21 protein-coding genes are annotated in these 17,808 nt (G+C 57.0%); 12 read left to right on the top strand and 9 right to left on the bottom strand.

What is annotated here, in order from left to right; translation table 11 throughout:
• Positions 1–4 precede the first annotated feature (4 nt).
• Both NTD89_RS19110 and NTD89_RS19105 read left to right on the top strand, forming a co-directional pair.
• A complete protein-coding gene (locus NTD89_RS19110) occupies positions 5–991 on the top strand; it encodes a dihydrodipicolinate synthase family protein (RefSeq protein ID WP_262209100.1) in 987 nt (328 codons plus the stop codon).
• Positions 981–1,910: a PfkB family carbohydrate kinase gene (locus tag NTD89_RS19105; RefSeq protein ID WP_262209098.1), complete on the top strand. Its 930-nt coding sequence runs from the start codon at positions 981–983 to the stop codon at positions 1,908–1,910. Before NTD89_RS19110 ends, NTD89_RS19105 begins: the two co-directional genes overlap by 11 nt.
• Here the strand turns inward: NTD89_RS19105 and NTD89_RS19100 are convergent.
• The gene (locus tag NTD89_RS19100) at positions 1,907–2,818 is read right to left on the bottom strand and encodes a LysR substrate-binding domain-containing protein (RefSeq protein ID WP_262209096.1); all 912 of its coding nucleotides are present in this window, start codon (positions 2,816–2,818) and stop codon (positions 1,907–1,909) included. The genes NTD89_RS19105 and NTD89_RS19100 overlap by 4 nt on opposite strands.
• Positions 2,819–3,068: 250 nt before the next feature.
• Between NTD89_RS19100 and NTD89_RS19095 the strand changes: the two genes are divergently transcribed.
• From NTD89_RS19095 to NTD89_RS19085, 3 genes are all read left to right on the top strand, one after another.
• The gene (locus NTD89_RS19095) at positions 3,069–4,484 is read left to right on the top strand and encodes a purine-cytosine permease family protein (protein WP_262209094.1); all 1,416 of its coding nucleotides are present in this window, start codon (positions 3,069–3,071) and stop codon (positions 4,482–4,484) included.
• A 402-nt stretch (positions 4,485–4,886) separates the two neighbouring features.
• Entirely contained in the window at positions 4,887–6,326 is a 1,440-nt protein-coding gene (locus tag NTD89_RS19090; protein ID WP_262209092.1) for an ATPase domain-containing protein, read from the top strand.
• Between the two features lie 23 nt (positions 6,327–6,349).
• Entirely contained in the window at positions 6,350–6,727 is a 378-nt protein-coding gene (locus tag NTD89_RS19085; RefSeq protein ID WP_145165790.1) for a response regulator, read from the top strand.
• Between the two features lie 169 nt (positions 6,728–6,896).
• Here NTD89_RS19085 and NTD89_RS19080 read toward each other — a convergent pair whose 3' ends face one another.
• From NTD89_RS19080 to NTD89_RS19065, 4 genes are all read right to left on the bottom strand, one after another.
• Entirely contained in the window at positions 6,897–7,301 is a 405-nt protein-coding gene (locus tag NTD89_RS19080) for a DUF6896 domain-containing protein (RefSeq protein ID WP_262209090.1), read from the bottom strand.
• A 322-nt stretch (positions 7,302–7,623) separates the two neighbouring features.
• A complete protein-coding gene (locus tag NTD89_RS19075; RefSeq protein WP_262209089.1) occupies positions 7,624–8,247 on the bottom strand; it encodes an SMI1/KNR4 family protein in 624 nt (207 codons plus the stop codon).
• Positions 8,248–8,264: 17 nt separating this feature from the next.
• On the bottom strand, positions 8,265–8,960 hold the full coding sequence (locus tag NTD89_RS19070) for a hypothetical protein (protein WP_262209088.1): 696 nt from the start codon (positions 8,958–8,960) through the stop codon (positions 8,265–8,267).
• Positions 8,915–9,625, bottom strand: coding sequence for a hypothetical protein (locus tag NTD89_RS19065; RefSeq protein ID WP_262209087.1), 711 nt, complete (start codon positions 9,623–9,625; stop codon positions 8,915–8,917). Before NTD89_RS19065 ends, NTD89_RS19070 begins: the two co-directional genes overlap by 46 nt.
• Positions 9,626–9,994: 369 nt before the next feature.
• Between NTD89_RS19065 and NTD89_RS19060 the strand changes: the two genes are divergently transcribed.
• The 5 genes from NTD89_RS19060 to NTD89_RS19040 all read left to right on the top strand — a co-directional run bounded on the left by NTD89_RS19060 (position 9,995) and on the right by NTD89_RS19040 (position 14,232).
• Positions 9,995–10,174 carry a hypothetical protein gene (locus NTD89_RS19060; protein WP_262209086.1) on the top strand — a complete coding sequence of 60 codons (180 nt, stop codon included), beginning with the start codon at positions 9,995–9,997 and terminating at the stop codon, positions 10,172–10,174.
• A gap of 300 nt (positions 10,175–10,474) precedes the next feature.
• Positions 10,475–12,208 carry a DUF6119 family protein gene (locus NTD89_RS19055; protein WP_262209084.1) on the top strand — a complete coding sequence of 578 codons (1,734 nt, stop codon included), beginning with the start codon at positions 10,475–10,477 and terminating at the stop codon, positions 12,206–12,208.
• A gap of 518 nt (positions 12,209–12,726) precedes the next feature.
• Positions 12,727–13,020, top strand: a complete 294-nt coding sequence (locus NTD89_RS19050; RefSeq protein ID WP_200625150.1) for a fructose-bisphosphate aldolase — start codon at positions 12,727–12,729, stop codon at positions 13,018–13,020.
• Between the two features lie 276 nt (positions 13,021–13,296).
• The gene (locus NTD89_RS19045) at positions 13,297–13,788 is read left to right on the top strand and encodes a GNAT family N-acetyltransferase (RefSeq protein ID WP_262209082.1); all 492 of its coding nucleotides are present in this window, start codon (positions 13,297–13,299) and stop codon (positions 13,786–13,788) included.
• A gap of 18 nt (positions 13,789–13,806) precedes the next feature.
• Positions 13,807–14,232, top strand: coding sequence for a GNAT family N-acetyltransferase (locus tag NTD89_RS19040; RefSeq protein WP_262209080.1), 426 nt, complete (start codon positions 13,807–13,809; stop codon positions 14,230–14,232).
• Here NTD89_RS19040 and NTD89_RS19035 read toward each other — a convergent pair.
• Both NTD89_RS19035 and NTD89_RS19030 read right to left on the bottom strand, forming a co-directional pair.
• Entirely contained in the window at positions 14,219–14,716 is a 498-nt protein-coding gene (locus NTD89_RS19035) for a hypothetical protein (RefSeq protein ID WP_262209078.1), read from the bottom strand. The two genes, NTD89_RS19040 and NTD89_RS19035, sit on opposite strands and share 14 nt — an antisense overlap.
• Positions 14,717–14,719: 3 nt before the next feature.
• Positions 14,720–15,259 (bottom strand): GNAT family N-acetyltransferase, encoded by a 540-nt coding sequence (locus tag NTD89_RS19030; protein ID WP_178119754.1) that lies wholly within the window; start codon positions 15,257–15,259, stop codon positions 14,720–14,722.
• Between the two features lie 154 nt (positions 15,260–15,413).
• Between NTD89_RS19030 and NTD89_RS19025 the strand changes: the two genes are divergently transcribed.
• On the top strand, positions 15,414–16,307 hold the full coding sequence (locus NTD89_RS19025; RefSeq protein ID WP_262209076.1) for an AraC family transcriptional regulator: 894 nt from the start codon (positions 15,414–15,416) through the stop codon (positions 16,305–16,307).
• On the opposite strand, the gene NTD89_RS19020 is transcribed toward NTD89_RS19025, so the two are convergent.
• The gene (locus tag NTD89_RS19020; RefSeq protein ID WP_145165802.1) at positions 16,249–16,836 is read right to left on the bottom strand and encodes a LysE family translocator; all 588 of its coding nucleotides are present in this window, start codon (positions 16,834–16,836) and stop codon (positions 16,249–16,251) included. The genes NTD89_RS19025 and NTD89_RS19020 overlap by 59 nt on opposite strands.
• 232 nt (positions 16,837–17,068) lie before the next feature.
• Between NTD89_RS19020 and NTD89_RS19015 the strand changes: the two genes are divergently transcribed.
• Positions 17,069–17,656: a TetR/AcrR family transcriptional regulator gene (locus NTD89_RS19015; protein WP_262209074.1), complete on the top strand. Its 588-nt coding sequence runs from the start codon at positions 17,069–17,071 to the stop codon at positions 17,654–17,656.
• Here the strand turns inward: NTD89_RS19015 and NTD89_RS19010 are convergent.
• Complete coding sequence (locus NTD89_RS19010; RefSeq protein WP_262209073.1) at positions 17,653–17,808, bottom strand: winged helix-turn-helix transcriptional regulator; 156 nt, start codon at positions 17,806–17,808, stop codon at positions 17,653–17,655. The two genes, NTD89_RS19015 and NTD89_RS19010, sit on opposite strands and share 4 nt — an antisense overlap.

Genomic DNA, 17,808 nt, shown 5'->3' with positions numbered 1-17,808 from the left:
CTCTATGCCCCGCCCTGCCCAACCTGTCATCGAAGGCATCGTGCCGGTGATGCTCACGCCCTTTGACGAGACTGGCCACATTGACTTCCCCGGCGTCGACCGCTTGATCGAGTGGTACCTGGGCCTTGGCTGCGACGCATTGTTCGCCGTGGCGCAGTCCAGTGAGATGCAATGGCTCAGCCTCGACGAGCGCACCCAACTTGCCCGGCATGTGGTTGAGCGAGTGGCCGGGCGAGTGCCGGTGGCGGTGTCCGGCCATATCAGCGACTGCCTCGACACCCAGGTGCACGAGCTTAATGCGATGGCCGCCAGTGGCGCCGACGCAGTGGTGCTGGTGACCAACCACCTTGACCCGCAACGCCAGGGCAGCAAGGTGTTTCTCGATAACCTGCACACCCTGCTCGAACGCCTGCCCGCTGACGTGCCCCTGGGCCTCTACGAGTGCCCGGCGCCCTACCGGCGCTTGCTCAGTGACGAGGAACTGCAGGCCTGCATCGACAGCCAGCGCTTCATCATGCTCAAGGACGTGAGCTGCGACCTGCAAGTGGTCAAGCGGCGCGTTGCCTTGGCGCAGGGCTCGTCGCTGCGCATTCTCAACGCCAATGCGGCGATCGCCTGGGACGCCATGCAAGCCGGGGCCGCGGGCTTCAATGGCGTGTTTACCAACTTCCACCCCGACCTGTATCGGTGGCTGCGCCTGCATGGCGCACAACATCCGCTACTGGCGCAAGAGCTCGCGACCTTTCTGGTGCTGGCGGCTACCACAGAAGGCATGGGCTACCCGGCCCTGGCGAAAATCTACCACCAACGGATCGGCACCTTTGCGTCCATACGTTGCCGGGTGATCGACTACGACGTGCGCGAACGCCATTGGGCCCTGGACGCCGTGCTCGATAAAATCGTCGCAGGCACCGAACACTTTCGCGCCCGAATCCGCGCGCTCGATACCCCGCAGGTGGCACTGCCGGGAGAACCGCGCCATGGCGGATAACCGTGTCATCTGCGTGGGTTGCGCGCTGTGGGACACCATTTTCAGCGTCGATCACATCCCGTCGCGCGGTACCAAGATTCTCCCCCGCCAGGCGGTCCAGGCCGCATCAGGCATGGCCACCGCCGCCGCGGTCAGCATCGCGCGCCTGGGTGGCCCGGTTGCCCTGTGGGCGCGTATCGGCGACGACGCCACCGGCACGATGCTCATCGAGGACCTGAGCCAGTCCAGCGTCTGCACCGCATGGATTCGCCAGGTGCCTGGCGGGCGCACGCCGTTCTCGACCATCCTGGTGGACCGTGATGGCGAGCGGCTCGTCGTGCCGTTCATCGACCCCACACTGGAAGCCGACGCCGCCTGGCTGCCACTTGAGGACATCGCGGGCGCGGCGGCGGTAATGGCCGACATGCGCTGGCTGCAAGGGGCTCACGCAGCCTTCAGCGCCGCCCGGCGGCTGGGCGTGCCGACCCTGCTGGATGCCGATGTCGCCGCCGTGGAAGACCTTAACGCGCTGATCCCCCTGGCAGATCATGTGCTGTTTTCCGAACCGGCCTTGCAGTTGCTGGCTGGCAACGTCCCGCCCGAAGAGGCGTTATTGGCCCTGGCGTCGCGCTGCGAGGCCAAGGTGATCGGCGTCACCCTGGGCGAACGCGGCTCGCTGATCTGGCAGCGCGAAGGGTCGAGCACTGCGGTGCAGCACTTCACGACACCCCACATTCGCGCAATCGACACGCTCAACGCCGGGGATGTCTGGCATGGCACCTATGCGTACGGCCTGGCGCACGGCTGGACGCTGGCCGAGCGCGTGCGCGCCGCGAGCGTTGCCGCGGCGATCAAATGCGAAGTGTTTGGCGGGCACCGGGGCGCGCCGACCCTGGGGCAATTGGTGGCGCGCCTGGGCGCAGAAACGTCGCCGTGCTAAGCCAGCAACCGCGCGAGCTCTTCGCGGCAGTAGTCCACGAACAGTTGCACCGGCTTGGTCAGCGGCGCGCGACGCAGCCAGACTGCCGATAACCCTGAGCCGGTCACCGTCTCCGCCAACGGCACACACACCACCTTCTGGCCATCGTAGGTGTATTCGGTAAAGGGTTTGGTCACCAGAATCGAAAACCCGAACCCCCTGCCCACCATGCCCCGCACCATCTCGATCGACGGCGAGCTGAACACGATATTGGGCGTCAGCCCGCGCTCTTCAAAGATGCTCACGAAGTAGGTACGGCTGGGCAGCACATCCAGCAAGATCATGGGCTCCAGCACCAGGTCCGCCAGCGATACCCTGGCCTGCTGCGCAAAACGGTGATCCGCAGGCAGCAAGGCATACGGCTGTTGCGGCGGCATCAGCGGCGTGGTTTTAATCGTGCCGCCCAGGTCATGCTCGAACAGCATCGCCACATCGATACTGCCGGCCGTCAGGGCCTGCACCAGCTCTTGCTGCTCGCCATCACGCATACGGATTTCCACCCCGGGCCAGCGCGCCTTGAAGCCCGCGATCAAACGCGGCAGATACAAGGGCGCCACCGTTTCAAAGCAGCCGATATCGATCTGCCCCGCCACCACATCATTGTCGGCCAAGGCGTTCTGCTCGAACTCATGCGCGACCCGCAACAGCTCCAGCGCCTTGCGATAAAACCGCGCGCCGCTGGGCGTGAGTGAAACACCCTGGGCGTGATGGCGAATAAACAACTGCACGCCAAAGCTGTCTTCCAGCTGCTTGATCGCGGTGGAGACCGACGGCTGCGCGATATACAGCTTGCGCGAGGCCTCGGCGACGCTGCCGCACTCGGCCGTGGTCACAAAATATCTGAGCTGGCGCAGGTTATAGGCAGCCATCGGGACCTCCAGAAACGTGGGATTTCGCCACAAACAAGTGCGCAAAAATCGGCTTTTTCGCACGGCTTCAAGCCCCTGCAACATACCCGAGCAAAAAATCCGGCGAGATACTTTTTTTAAGGTCTATAGCAACAAACTTACTAATTTACCTCCCTGCGCCCATTGCAGATGATCACTCCAACAACAAAGCGTCGCCCACGCGTCGCACAGCGAAGTACGTCAACGTACTCACCTTGCCTTGGAGCTCGTCATGGTTACCACTGCAGCATCCTGCGCCCCGCTTATCGAAAAACACACGATTGGATACGTGCCTCCGGAAGATCGCCATGGAAAGGTAAGAGACCTGTTCACCCTGTGGTTCGGCGGCAACATCGCGCCGTTGCCCATCGTCACCGGCGCGTTGGGTGTGCAACTGTTCCACTTGAACCTGGTGTGGGGCATCGTCGCCATCCTCGTCGGCCACTTGGTCGGCGGCGTGCTGATGGCGTTGCACTCAGCCCAAGGCCCGCAGATGGGCATCCCGCAAATGATCCAGAGCCGCGCCCAGTTCGGCTCCCTCGGCGCACTGCTGGTGGTGGTGATCGCCGGCGTCATGTACATCGGCTTCTTCGCCTCCAACATCGTGCTGGCCGGTAAATCCCTGCACGGCGTGGTCGACAGCGTGCCCGTGCCGGTCGGCATCGTCATCGGCGCCATCGGTTCCGGGATCATCGGCATCATCGGCTACCGCTTCATCCACGTGCTCAATCGCATCGGCACCTGGGTGCTCGGCGCCGGCATCGTGCTGGGTTTCGGCTACATCTTCACCCACGTGCAGACCACGGACTTTCTGACCCGTGGCAGCTTCAACATTTCCGGCTGGCTGGCCACCGTGTCCCTCGCGGCGCTTTGGCAAATCGCCTTCGCACCCTACGTGTCGGACTACTCCCGCTACCTGCCGGCCGACGTCCCCGTGGCGTCCACCTTCTGGACCACCTACCTGGGCTCTGCCCTTGGCTCCAGCCTGGCCTTCATCTTCGGCGCCGTCGCCGTGCTCGCCACCCCGGTTGGCATGGACACCATGGACGCCGTCAAACTCGCCACCGGCGCCATCGGCCCACTGATGCTGGTGCTGTTTTTGCTCAGCGTGATCAGCCACAACGCCCTTAACCTCTACGGCGCGGTGCTGTCGATCATCACCTTGGTGCAGACCTTTGCGTATCGCTGGATTCCTACCGCCAAAAGCCGTGCGGTGATCTCGATTCTTGTCCTCGCTGCCTGCGCGATGGCGGCGGTGTTCGCCTCCAAAGACTTCATCGGCCACTTTGTCGACATGGTGCTGGTGTTGCTGGTGGTACTGGTGCCGTGGACGGCGATCAACCTGATCGACTTCTATGCGATTCACAAAGGCAAGTACGACATCGCCTCGATCTTCCGCGTGGATGGCGGGATTTACGGCAAGTACAACCCACAGGCGCTGCTGGCGTATGCCATCGGGATTGCAGTGCAGATTCCGTTTATGAATACGCCGCTGTATGTAGGGCCGATTTCCGCACACATCAATGGCGCGGATTTGTCCTGGGTGGTGGGGTTGGTGGTGACGTCGCCGTTGTATTTTTGGTTGGCGAGTCGCGACAGTGCGTATAAGCGACGCATGGAGGGGGGCAAGTTGGTGGGAGGGGTTTGAGGTAAAAGGCTGAAGTATTTTAGAGCACTGAATGGACCATCCCTATCGTGGCTTTGCGGCTGCGGTATGGGTGGTTTTTTCGTTTGGGCTGGGGCTGCAGGAATGAAGGCTGTGCAAGCGCGCTTGGGTGGCGTTTGATCAGCCCGTTGAGGGATGGTGGCCAACGATGACCTTAGTTCGATCCGATGGATGGTTCAGTCTGGCAACGCCGCTGAAACGGAGCGCGCTGCTTAGTCTGCTTTGGGCCATAAGTTGCCACTCGTGAGGGGTTCTTTCGACATAACAACGGCGACTGGCGCGACAACTTTCCATTTAACCCTAATGGCTCCCGAGCCGAAATGGAGTAGCATTCCCTCCATCAGCTTGGTTTAAACAGATTGTTTTTCGGATCAGGGTCGCATTGTGGAAAAGCTAAAACGCCTTCAAAGCGGAATAGAAGGGCTCGATGCTCTGCTCAAGGGCGGATTGGTCGAGGGTGCTTCATATATTATTCAAGGACGCCCAGGGTCTGGAAAAACGATCCTTGCCAATCAGCTTGGGTTCCATCACGCGAACAATGGGGGCCGGGTTCTGGTCGCCACGCTGCTGGCAGAGTCACATGACCGTCTTTTTCAATTTCTTTCTACGTTGAGCTTTTTTGATTCATCCAAAGTCGGTGCCGAAATTCAATTTGTCAGCGCCTTCGACACGCTGGAAAACGACGGTCTGGATGAAGTCGTCAAGCTGCTTCGGCGTGAGATAAGCCGCCAAAAAGCCACGGTGATGGTAGTAGACGGGCTGCTCAACGCGCGCTCTAAAGCCGACTCGCCCATAGACACCAAAAAATTCATTTCAGAATTGCAAGGGCACGCCGCCTTCGCCGGTTGCACGGTGCTGTTTCTGACCAGCTCCCGACTTGATGACGGAAGCCCTGAGCACACCATGGTGGATGGCGTCATCGAGATGGGCGAAGAGCTGTATGGCACTCGCTCGGCGCGTCGTATCCACCTGCGTAAAACCCGTGGCAGCGGAGCAATGACCGGTCTTCATGAGTGCGAAATTACCGAGCATGGCTTGGTGGTTTATCCCCGCCTCGAAAGTCTTTACAGCCACCCGTCCGCCCCCGACAGCGCCGACATGACGCGCATCGCCAGTGGCGTTGATTCACTGGATGGCATCTTGGGCGGAGGCCTTTACAGTTCCAGTGTGTCTCTTGTCATAGGGCCCTCCGGGATTGGTAAAACGACGCTGGGTCTGAAGTTTCTGTCCGAGTCGACGGTGGATATGCCAGGGCTGCATTTTGGCTTTTACGAGAGCCCACAACGGTTGCGGCTCAAGGGCCAATCACTGGGTATCGATATCAAAGCCATGGAAGACAGTGGCGCGCTGAGCATTGCCTGGCAGCCAACCACCGAAGGCCTGCTGGATGGGCTGGGCGCACGACTGCTGAGCATCGTTGAGGAAAAGGGCATCAAGCGCCTGTTCATCGATAGCCTCAGTGGCATGACGCGAGTCTCGACAAATCCGGCGCGGATTACTGACTTCTTCAGCGCCCTGATGAACGAGCTGCGGTCCAGGGGCGTGACGGTATTTGCATCCTGGGAAATGCGCGATCTGTTTGGCTCCGAGATCAGCGCACCGAGCTCTGACCTGTCCAGCATCGTCGATAACCTGATGCTGATGCGGTTCTCTGAGAATCGGGCTGAACTAAGCAGGACGTTATCCATTCTTAAGGTACGAGATAGCGCTTATGACCCCTCGCGATTTGAGGTCGTCATCCAAGATCAAAATGTTTTTCTGAGAAAGGCTTCAAGACATGAACCTTCAGTTATCACTGAGTCATCACCTGGTTCAATTTCTTAAGCTTTCGAGTGGGTTGAACTAACATGACCACCATTCTGGTCGTCGACGACGAGTATTTGATCGCTGATATTCTCAGCTTCGCGCTGGAGGATGAGGGGTTCATGGTGGTAACGGCCAGCAACGGCCGAAAAGCACTCGAGGTGCTGGACAGAGAACGCCCTGCCCTGATCATTACCGACTTCATGATGCCGGTGATGGACGGCCAGGAGTTCGCCACCGCTGTCCGCGCCCTTCCTTCAGCTAATCATTTACCGATCATTTTGATGAGCGGCGCTCAGGCGCACATTGGCATGCAGCGATCGGACTTGTTTGATGTTGTGTTGCCAAAGCCCTTCAATATCGATTTGATCATTGCCGAAGTCAGGAAGCTGTTGTCCTCTGATCAATCAGTCGTTCTGTGAGGCATGACGTGGGTGGGCATTGAACGTATTTGCCCGCCCAGTTGCCTTTAACTGAAGCTGACCATCGCACTGCAAGGTTATGAGCGGCGTAGAACGACACGCGGCAGGCCAGGTGAAGTCTGCGACGCTTTATCTGAGAACTTAAAATGGACTGTGTCGGCATGAGTTGTCAGGTGGCATCCGCCAAGTAGTAAAGGATGTACCCGCAATACATAAGGGCACCGGCCGCCACCTCTGCTTCAAAGCACGTTTTGAGTGCATCCTCATCAGCAAAACCGTACGCCGACAACTTGTCGCCGGCAAAATCAGCAAGTCGCCACACGTCGAAACCATCGATCTCACCGTGAGCCCCAAAGTCGAAGTCCACCGTACCGGTGGGGAGGCTGACCGCGCAGCCGTAGCCGTGCTTGAAGTAACGAATGCCGCCTTCAAGCTCGCCGTGCTGAGGAATGTTATTTACCACCCAATCCATATTCGTCGTGGGCAGCGGGATGCCAGACCGCTGCATCATGGCCACCGCGACGCCGACACTTGCCTGGTAGTCGCTGATCAAAATGGCGAGTTGATTATTCATACCGTCTCACTGTTATAGATGTCCGTGATGGCCAGAAAAATAGTTGGCCCGTTCGGTAGTGTTGGCGCTCGATAGCAACCCCGTGCGTTCAGGGTGTGACCCGCGCCCGAACTGTTCAAGTTTGACTTCACACTCATCAACCATCAGGGCATCTGCAGGTAATAAACCTGTTCAATAAGCTCGACGAGCATTTTCACCCATCACAGCACTTCCATTTGCCCTGTTCGATACCGGCAATCATCAGGCCGCGCTGAAAAACTTTCTTCAAGAAGCTCCATGCGCAGCGCCTTGATAGAGGATTCCAAGCGCCCGCATGCCTGTATCAGATCGGCCTGTCCACAACCCGTGCATTCCAGACGTCCCGATAGCGCTCGCGCCAACCCGGGCTGCCTTGATCCAGCCACGCCAATGTCGCCTCGATCGTATCCGCGCTGATGACGAAGTGATTGATATGCTCGGCAATCCGTTCCTGCGACAGGTGCAGCATGTCCAGGTAGGCATTGAAGCCGTCCGCCAACACCACGTACTCATCGCCTTGCTGGCGGCGCCCCGTCCATGCGGGTAAACCCGCGACCATCGCGCCCACCTCCTGACGCCCCTCGCGCAGGTCAAGCAGCAACAGGCTCGCACCGCCATCGCGGCCGATCGGCAACACCCCCGTAGCCGGGAAGCCAGGTTGCTTGCGCAGTTGCTCCAGTTCATAAGGGTTGGATTCATAGCCTTCGCCGGGCTGCAGCCCATACAGCGAAAAGCTCAGCAACTCCTTATCGCCATTACTCATAGTGGCCAGCACGTCGTAATCCACGGTGCCGCCGTTGCACACCTTGAGAAACTGCCGGTAATCGTCCGGCAGGCGCGCACCGAGCAGCGCCTCCAGGTGCGAGATGGCCTGCTCGGAGGCGCCTTCGCGGGTGTCGTCAAGAATCAATCCACGGTAGTCAGTCATCGAGGGCTCGCAAAACCTTAGTAAAAATCATAATAAAGTGCCCATTCACCGGTTTCGATGTGCTTCCAGAACATCAGGCTCCCACTGTGGACGACGTTCAAATTGATCTTTGCGTCGGACGAAATCTGGAACACAAACTCGAAGCCTTCACCCGGATCAACACCCGGCTGGCAGAACGAGGGGTAACCGCCGATCTTGTGTTCGTAGGTGTGGGTGACCAGGTCGTAATAGCTGGGCACCTCGCCCGCGCGTACCAGCGTAAGTATGGCTTGCTCAAGGTCGGCCGGCACACCGCCGCCATCCCACAGTGGAAAGTCCTCCAGCACCGCTTGCGCGTTGAGTGGGAAGGGTTTGAGAAATGAACCGTCCACCCGCAGCGCCTTGCGAACCAACACATCATCCGCCGCATATTCACGGATAACCCAGTTGCTCCCCATCGGCTCAAAGGGCTCGGGAAGCGGATTAGACATAAACACCGTCAACACACGAACCCTTTCCAGCAGGGGGCTGCTGAAGGGCATGGCGGGCAGAAAAAATTGCGCATAGGGAAGCAATGGCTGCCCCGCCTGATTGGTCGGCACGCCTTCATCAGGTCGGAACAGAAAGACATTACCCAGCCAGCTTTCTTCATCGGTGCCAGAGGGACGAAAGCCGCCAGCAACGAACTTCACCGCAGGCCGAGCCAGGCGTTGCTTGATAAGTTGAATGTCCATGGCGATGTAAACCGTCCTTTTTGCGACTCACGTGACAAGTGTAAAGGCCGCAGATTAGCAGTGTGAGCGAGTGGATGCCTGTGCAGTTTGTGAGCACGCTTGGACGAGTTGAGCGTGTTCGGGCATTGAATTTCGGCTGGTATTGGTTCGACATGAGACCGTCCCGGGTCATCGATAGGATAATCAGCACCTTGGGCGGGGCGATAGGCGTGTTGAATTAAAAGCCATTGGTTACTAGGGCTGACTACTGATCCCGTTCTCTTAGCAAGTGGGGGCAAGGTTCGGTTTTGGTGATGGCTGCCGTTCGCGATTGGCAGCTTGCGGCCAAAAGCGGACAGTGATAGAAAAATAAATCTGTCCCCTTTTCGCCGATGGCGCCCCCACTCCCCCTGATCAAAGGCCTGATAAAGCGAGAAAGCAGGCTGCGGCATGTCATTGGTCATGCCCACATCAACGATGGCAGCGATGAGCCCGTTCATAACGCCATCGCAGAACTCGTAAGTCAAAGCCCCTGCCAAGTAGCCTTCAGCAACCGCTATGGATAGCTCGTTCAGCAGATTGCGGGGGGCCACGCCGAATTCCTCGCAGGTGGCAGCAAGATCATTCAATGTTAAACCGTAGGCTTCGGCTTCAACCAAAAGCTTATTGCGTTGGTTCTTTGGCAACCTCCCGTCCACGGTTCCCTTCCACGTTGCGGATGTCGTACCCGTGTCACTCATAATACTTCCCAGCCAGCAAAATGGCCGCACAGCGATGCCAAACATTGGGTATCGACCTATCCTCTTGGGCAAGTCGTGAACTGGCGTCTGCCCACGAAGCTGCCGCATCGAAAAACGCGTCAACGGACACATTTTCCCAGCCTAGAGCACTTGGCCCATAGGCCGATGAAGGCGATGTCCTTTCAATTAAACGCCCGCTGGCGAAATCTACACCGAGGGCTTCGATAAATCGTATGAACGACGGTTCATCTCTGACGTGCGCCAACAACTCATGAAGATCTACAGGGCTATGCATAGGTTTCCTGGAAGCACTTAATGATTGATCACATGCTGCTGCACTGCATCGTGAACGGTCAACTCGGCTATCCAGGCTTTCAGGCCGAGGATGTGATGCGGAGTGACCGCTTCTGGCCGTTTGCGGCCGTTAACATTGACGAATCCTCGGCTATTTGCGCCCGATTGTGCCAGGAGTTAACCAGCCAGTTCCGCCAATAATGTGCGCAATCTTGCTGATAAACGTCGAAGAAAACGACTGACCAAATAGAACGCAAATGGATGAGTATAAAAGGTGGTCTGACCCCGTTTTTATGACCCCGTTTTTACGTATGGAAGGACGAGGATGGCTAACCAAGGGCATGGTCGCTAATCGCGCCAGAAGCGCAGGGTGAAATTTGGATTCAGTTTCCTGTCCAGAGGAAATTTTCGACATGCCCATAGAGCCAAGGGCTATTTATTGACATAAGAGATAATAATGCTTAGCTATTGAGTGCTGCTTGACTAACCCGAGGAAGCGCCATGACCGAACAGGGAGTTGAAATCGCACAAATATCATTTTTTCTCGCAAGAGAAAATAAAAAAGTCGATTCCATATTTGATCAAAAAAAAGACGTTTTAAAAAACTTGTCAGCAAGAAAATTTAGATTCTCAATCAATGAAACAGATTGTCAATTTATATACTTTGAAAGCTCAACCATAAAATCAAACCCACCATGGCTAAACTTCATAAACGAAAAACTTCCTACAGACGAAGCGCCACTCTTTAGTTCAAAAAGCAAGAGTCCAAATGGGATTTTATTTTTAACAGTGAATGGTAGGATTTTTGCTGCAACCTTTGGTCGGAGTGCCGTAAGCTATCTTGATCGCGATGCTTTTGAAGCGGATTTCGGTATAAAAACAGCGATGAATATGTGTGGCAACGAAGAAATACGCCAGACAAAAAGTGAGAGTCACGCAATAACACCAACTCATATTGACAGGCAGGTGAATAAGCCAATTGACTCTTTTGCTTTTGGCCTCAGTGAAGCGGAAGATTTGCGATACATTTCAGCCCACATGAAAGATCACAAAAATATAACCCTTCAAGGTCGAAACAATTTAACAATAAAAATTATTGGAAAAGAAAAATTGAGCTGGCAGGTACTCGTTGACTATTGTGAAAACTTCTTACTAGCTTATGCAAGTAAAGAGTACGCTAAATTATTTCCAAACTACAAGCATTTTGACGAGGCAACGGAGTCAGAAAGCAATACGCTAGACGAGATTTTAGTCACTCAGCTCCGTTTAAAAAATACGAGCAACATCAGTCTTGGAATACCAGAGGTTCTGATTGATCCAGACTATGGGTTCGCATATTCAAACCATAAAAAATCTAGTGATAGAACTTATGCATATTTAGATATCTGTCAAATATTCGAACACTTGGTACCTGAAAAAATAACATCTGCAAAACTTAAATCAAAATATATTTATGCGTATTCGTATGAGGAAGACCAGGTGCTAGGGTATAAAAAATGGCCCCTGTATAACTGTCTGTCTTTTGAGCTTAGCCTAGGAAGTAAATACTTTGTATTAAGCGACGGGAAATGGCTGGAGGTAGACAGTGATTTCTATACCGAAATAACTAATTTCACTAAAAATACGCTCCACGAAGAGGTTTGCGAGGAAATTTATAGGGGGATAGATATCAGTGATGACTTAAAAATGCAGAATAGAGAGAGCATATTTAACAAGAAAATTTGTGAAATACGCCCCTCATGCGTACTGTTTGATCAAGCAAAGCTTCAAATCGGCTCAGGCCGTAAAGATAAAGAATTTTGTGACGTGCTAGATCTTACCAACGAGAGAAAGGTTCGGATCATTCATTGCAAACCGTACAAGAACTCCTCTTCAACAAATTATCTATTTTCACAAGCTCAATTCTATTCTCATGCTTTCATTAACGATCAATTCTTCCTGGGCGAGATTAGGGACCATATAGGCTTGTCCACCAGCACAAAAAAGGCAGAATATTTAGATTACATAAAATCAGACATAGCGGACATACATGGCAAAGACTATGTAGTTTGCCTGTGGTTGCTATATGATCAACGCTCTGTCACTCCTATTAAAACTGACATACCACTCATGGCTCAATATGAGTTAAAACTGATGCATGAGCACTTGCGCAACACATGTAAATTTCACGATGTCATCGTGAGATTTATTCCAGTTATTAAGAAAAATTATGTCAAGGCTATTCCCCATCAGTAATGACTTGACAGCCGCTTCTGGCCGTTTGCGGCCGTTAACGTTGACGAATCCTCGGCTATTTGCGCCCGATTGTGCTAGGAGTCAACCAGCCAGTTCCGCTAATAATGTGCGCAATCTTGCTGACAAACTTCGAAGAAAACGACGGGCCAAATAGAACACAAATGGATGAGCACGCTCGTGATCCAGCCAAGACCTCCTAAATGATGGATGGGTGAAATTGGTGGCTCAGGTGCGACATATCCTCCGGGTTGCGCCCTAACCAGTGGCGCATTATAGTTCGGCCCGTCGTCGACCCAGGTCAGCGACAGGGTTTCGCAGCCCTAAAACTATTACCAGTACCGTCAAACCCGACGCAGTCGATTCACGTCTGCCTCTCGTTTTATGGCGGTTGTGCGTGGGAGGCCTTCGGGTCTGCCGGGTTATGGTAATAGTCCCCCGGTCTGCGAACCCGCGCACAGCTGCCACCCATTTGTTTCGCAGCATAAGGTGGCAATTTTTCTTTTTTAAGGACTATTACCATGACAACTCAACACCCGCCCCGCCGCTTCACCCCCATGTCCCAAACCGCAACCGAATACCCTGTCCTCCTCATCGACAGCGACGCCCCGCTCAGCGAGCTCCACGCTTGCGCCAGCGAACGACTCAACGCCGCCCTCGCCTACCTGCACCTGATGGCCTGCTCCAATGTGTCCGACTATGCCGAGCACGACATCAATACCGTCGCCAATACCGCCAGGATCATGGTGCAGGATGTGGCAGATGTGTTTTCGGTGATTGAGAAGCGCGGGTTTGATGTGCCTGCTGTGGCTTGACGAGAGGTGAGTTGTGAGAAAACCCGCTTCGGCGGGTTTTCTGGTTTTCGGCGGTCGGTTCAAGCCCACCTTTTTTTGTGGTGAGCGGGCTTGCCCCGCGTTGGGTTGCGCAGCAGCCCCGAAACCAGTCCCTCAATTTGCCTGGCGTACCGCGTTTGTTTTGACTGGGGCTGCTTCGCAGCCCAACGCGGGGCAAGCCCGCTCGCCACAATCCGTGTCAGGCAGTTGATGTTTCTTTATGATGTGGCCTTTCGCTTAACGTCCCAGGAAATACCCATGCCCGCCCTCACCTTCCGTAACGCCCTCCCCGCCGATGCCGCGCGCTGCTTTGAAATCGAAATCAGCGCTTACGAAGGCGATGAGGCCGCGACCCTGGAGAAAATCGCTACGCGCATTGCGCAGTACCCCGAAGGCTTTTTGATTCTGGAGGCGGATGGCGAGGTGGTGGGGTTTATCAACTCTGGCTGCGCCCATCAGGTGGTGATGTCGGACGAGGCGTTCAAGGAGTTGGTGGGGCATTCGGGCGAGGCGCCGAATGTGGTGATCATGTCGGTGGTGGTTGACCCGGCGCAGCAGGGCAAGGGCTATTCCAAGCGGTTGATGACCGAGTTTGTGCAGCGCATGCAGGCCATGGGCAAGCAGACGATTCACTTGATGTGCAAGGAGCAGCATGTGCCGTTGTACACGCGCATGGGTTACAGCTATGTGCAGCCTTCGCCTTCTGACCATGGCGGGATGGCGTGGCATGAGATGGTGATGGCGCTCTAACCAAGGGAGTTTGCGGTGATGACTGCTTTGCGTATTGAAATCAGCGACCAACCCAACCCCGACGCTGAGCGCCTGCTCGGCAACGGTCTCGCCGCGTTCAATGAAGCCATCGCCGGTGCCAACGACCGCCAGCCACTGACGGTGCTGGTCAGAGATCCGGACACCCGGCAGATCCTCGGCGGCATCACCGGCAAAACCTCTCTGGGCACGGCCTTCCTCGACCTGTTCCACTTGCCCGATGTCCTGCGCGGCTTGGGCCTGGGCAGCCAATTGCTGCAAGCCTTCGAAGACGAAGCCCGGCGCCGGGGTTGCTTGAGTGCGGTGCTGTACACCCTCAGTTTTCAGGCACCGGCGTTTTACCAGAAGCAAGGGTGGGTGCGGTTTGGCGAGGTACCGTGCATGCCTGCGGGCAGCAGCCGGGTGTTTTTGTCTAAGGCGCTTTGATGGCTTGCCAGTCGAGGCCGGCAAAGTGTTGCGTAAATTCGAGTAGCTCGCGGTCGATGGCTTCGGCATGCCCATGCACCCCGCTATCCGCCAGGCTATACGCGTCATCAAAATACCCGCACGCCTGCAGGGGGCCGGGTAAGTCGTAGCCTGACCGGACCCATAGGCGATAGATGCCCTCGGCCAGGCGTCGCCCGAAGGCGGGGTCGCGGAGAAGTCGGCTGTGCGCAACCGACAGCACATAAGGCAGCATTTCGTCTTCGGTCATGGCCGGCGCGGCGACTTGCAGGAGCTGGCCCATGACCGCCTCGCGACTCGACCTGGTCATGAGCGCGAGTTCTATCAGCGCATAGGGAGGGTGCTGCAGTGTCGCCAATGTCGCATCCGCCCATTGAATCACCGCAGCCACATCGATAACGCCGATGTCCAGGGCACCCCTGAGGTAGGCGACGGTTACACCAAAGGCGGCTTCAGCCTCGCTCATCATTCACCCGCCTGCGCTCAGGGCTTTACCAAACAACCGGTTCTCGTGGGTTTCCCCCTGGAACGTATAGGTCGGCGAGCCCAGCAGTTCGTAGCCGCGCCGCGGGTAAAAACCCAGTGCCCGTTCATTGCCGACCCACACCGTGGCCCACAGCAGTGAAGCCCCGGCCAGCGCCGCGTGTTGCTCGGCCGCTTGCAGCAGTTGATAGCCGATACCCCGGCCGGTAAAGCGCTCCTGGATGTACAGGCGTTGTAGCTCGGCAACGTTGGAGGATGGAAGCATTGCGTGCTCGGCGCGCAGTTTGACTTGAGCAAAACCGACGAGGTGGCCGTTGGTTTCTGCCACCACCAGGGCGCAGCCGGGTTCGGTCATCAGCCGCGAGATGGTAGCCGGCGCAAAGGCTTGCAGCGCTTCGGTGGCGATGGCGCTGCGAATGCCTTCGGTCGCGTAGGTGTCGAGAAATACCTGCATGCCCAGCACGCCGATGCATAAGGCATCCTGGGGGCTGGCAGCGCGAATCTGGATGGGCGAAGACGATGTCATGTGCGGCTCTAGGGCTGAAAACGGCGTGAGCAGGGTTTTAGCATAAATGGACCTCGGCCGGCGTATTCCATACGCCAATGGGACTTCCAGGCTGACGGCCCTGGCGGTCTGTGTAATGATCGCCCTTCGTTCCTCAAGGGATGGAGCCACCGCCATGTCGCTGAACACCTCTGCTGACCCCGCGCAAGCGCCGCGCTTCTGGCGTGATGAGCGTTTGCCGTTCATCGAAGCGCGGACCATCGCCGACGGGCGCAAGGTCACTTATACCCGTCACGCCCACGAGCATTTTTCCATCGGTGCGATTACCACCGGGCGCAGTTATTACCACTACGGCGCGCAGACGTTTGAAATCAGCGCCGGCACGGTGGTGTTGATGAACCCCGGCGATGTGCATGCGTGCAATCCGATCTACGACCAGCCTTGGTCGTATCACATGATTTACCTCGACACGCCTTGGCTGACCGACCTGCAATACCAGCTGGGTTTCAGTACCGATCAGGGCTATCGGCCGTTCAACACGCCCCACACCCGCGACCCGGTGCTGTTCAACGGTTTGATCGAGCTGTACGCAATGCTGTTGGATGAACACGCCGAACTGCTGCAAAAACAGAGCGCGCTGGTGAGTTTTTTCACCGAGGTGCAACAGCGTTTGAACCCTTCGTTGACGCCGGTGCGGGAGATCAACCACAAGCTGGAGCGCGCCGCCGAGTACATCCGCGCGCACTGCACCGAGGCGTTGAAGCTCGAAGAGATTTGCCTGGCGGCCGAGCTGTCGCCGTCGTATCTGATCCGTGCGTTCAAACAGTATTACGGGCTGACGCCGCATGCCTTTCTGGTCAACCGGCGTATCCAGTTTGCCCGGACGCAATTGCGCAACGGCGAGCTGATCGCTGACGTGGCGCTGGCGGCAGGGTTTGCCGACCAGGCGCATTTTCAGCGCGCGTTCAAACAGCATTTCGCTGCTACGCCGGGGCAGTACCGCGACTTGCTCAAGCCATCAGCAAATAACCCACACTGGCCACCAGCAACGCGGCCATTGAGCGGTTGAACAGGCGTACGCCTTGCGGGTTGCTCAGGTAGCGTCGCAAGAACGTACCGGCGTATGCCCAGCACGCCACCGACAGGTAGCAGATCACCAGGTAGAGCGCCGCAAACAGCCACACTTGGCCCGCGTCGCCGTCCGCCACAAACAACCCCATCCCTGCCACACAGGCCAGCCAGGCTTTGGGGTTGAGCCATTGCATGATCGCGCCGTAAAGCATCGACGGCGCGGTGGCGGTGCCGTCGGCGTCGAGCCGGCCATCGTCCACCGCCAGCTTCCAGGCCATGTACAGCAAAAACGCGACACCGCCCCACTGGATCAACTGGGTCAGGATCGGCCAGCGCACCAGCACTTCATGCAGGCCCAGGCCGATCAGCACCAGCAGCAGCGTGAAGCCGACGGCGGCGCCGAACACGTGTTTCTGGCTGGCGGCAAAGCCGAAGCGCGCGCCGGAGCTGAGCGCGACCACATTCACGGGGCCCGGCGTGATAGAGGTGGCCAGGGCGAAGGCGGCCATGGAGAGGATCAAGCTCATTGCGGTTCCTTTTTGTTATGCCAAGCGAAGATGGCACCACGGTAAACGACCCACTGAACGCGGTATTGAACAAAATGCCCCTGAGCCTTGGATGCATTGATCCATTAACCGCGGTGCAGGGCCCGGGTTTGTGCAATGCCGCACTGTTGGGCTTCCTCGACAGCAAATAGACCCTGTACCCTGTCGGCGCGCGCGGAATGCGCGCCCACAATGACCCGCCATCAGGACGCTAATGCCCAACCCCATTCCCCGCCGGCGCGATGCCGCCGTCACCCGCGAAGCCATTGTGTTGTCTGCGCGCAAAGCGTTTGCCCTATCCGGCTACGATGGCACCGGGCTGGGTGACATCGCCGCCGGCGCGCGGGTCACCGTGATGCTCGTCAACCGCTACTTCGCCTCCAAGGAGCAGCTGTTTGCCGAGGTGATCGCCCAGGCGCTGGCCAGCCCGTTTACCCTGACGCAAGACAACCTGAGCTCGGCAAATTTCGGTCGTACCCTGGCGACCGCGCTGGTCAGCATCACCGAAGCCGGCAGCACGCCGCTGGAAGGTTTCCTGATCATGCTGCAATCGGCGTCGAACAAACGCGCCGCCACGATTGGCCGCGAGCACCTGGAAAATGGCCACCAGGCAACCCTGGCCGCCACGCTCAAGGGCGCGCATCACCAGGAGCGTGCAGCGTTGATGCTGGCGCTGGTGTCAGGCGTTCAGGTGATGCGCCAGATGCTCGAGCTGTCGCCGCTGGCCAAGGCCGACCCGCAGGTGTTGATCGACTTGCTGACGCCACTGTTCCAGCAACTGGTGGATGGCCAACCCGCCTAGCTCACCTGCGTGACGATGTCGTCAACGCCTAGCGCTTCGACATGCTCAGGCTCGGTGCGCACTTCACCCCCTTGGGCCAACGTGACGAGCACCGGCATCAGCGCGCGTCCTTTGTCGGTCAGTTGATATTCACTGCGCGCGCCGCTGTCCAC

The organism is Pseudomonas sp. 14P_5.3_Bac1, assembly GCF_025466135.1.
Lineage (GTDB): Bacteria > Pseudomonadota > Gammaproteobacteria > Pseudomonadales > Pseudomonadaceae > Aquipseudomonas.
This window is presented reverse-complemented; position numbering and strand designations above follow the sequence as displayed.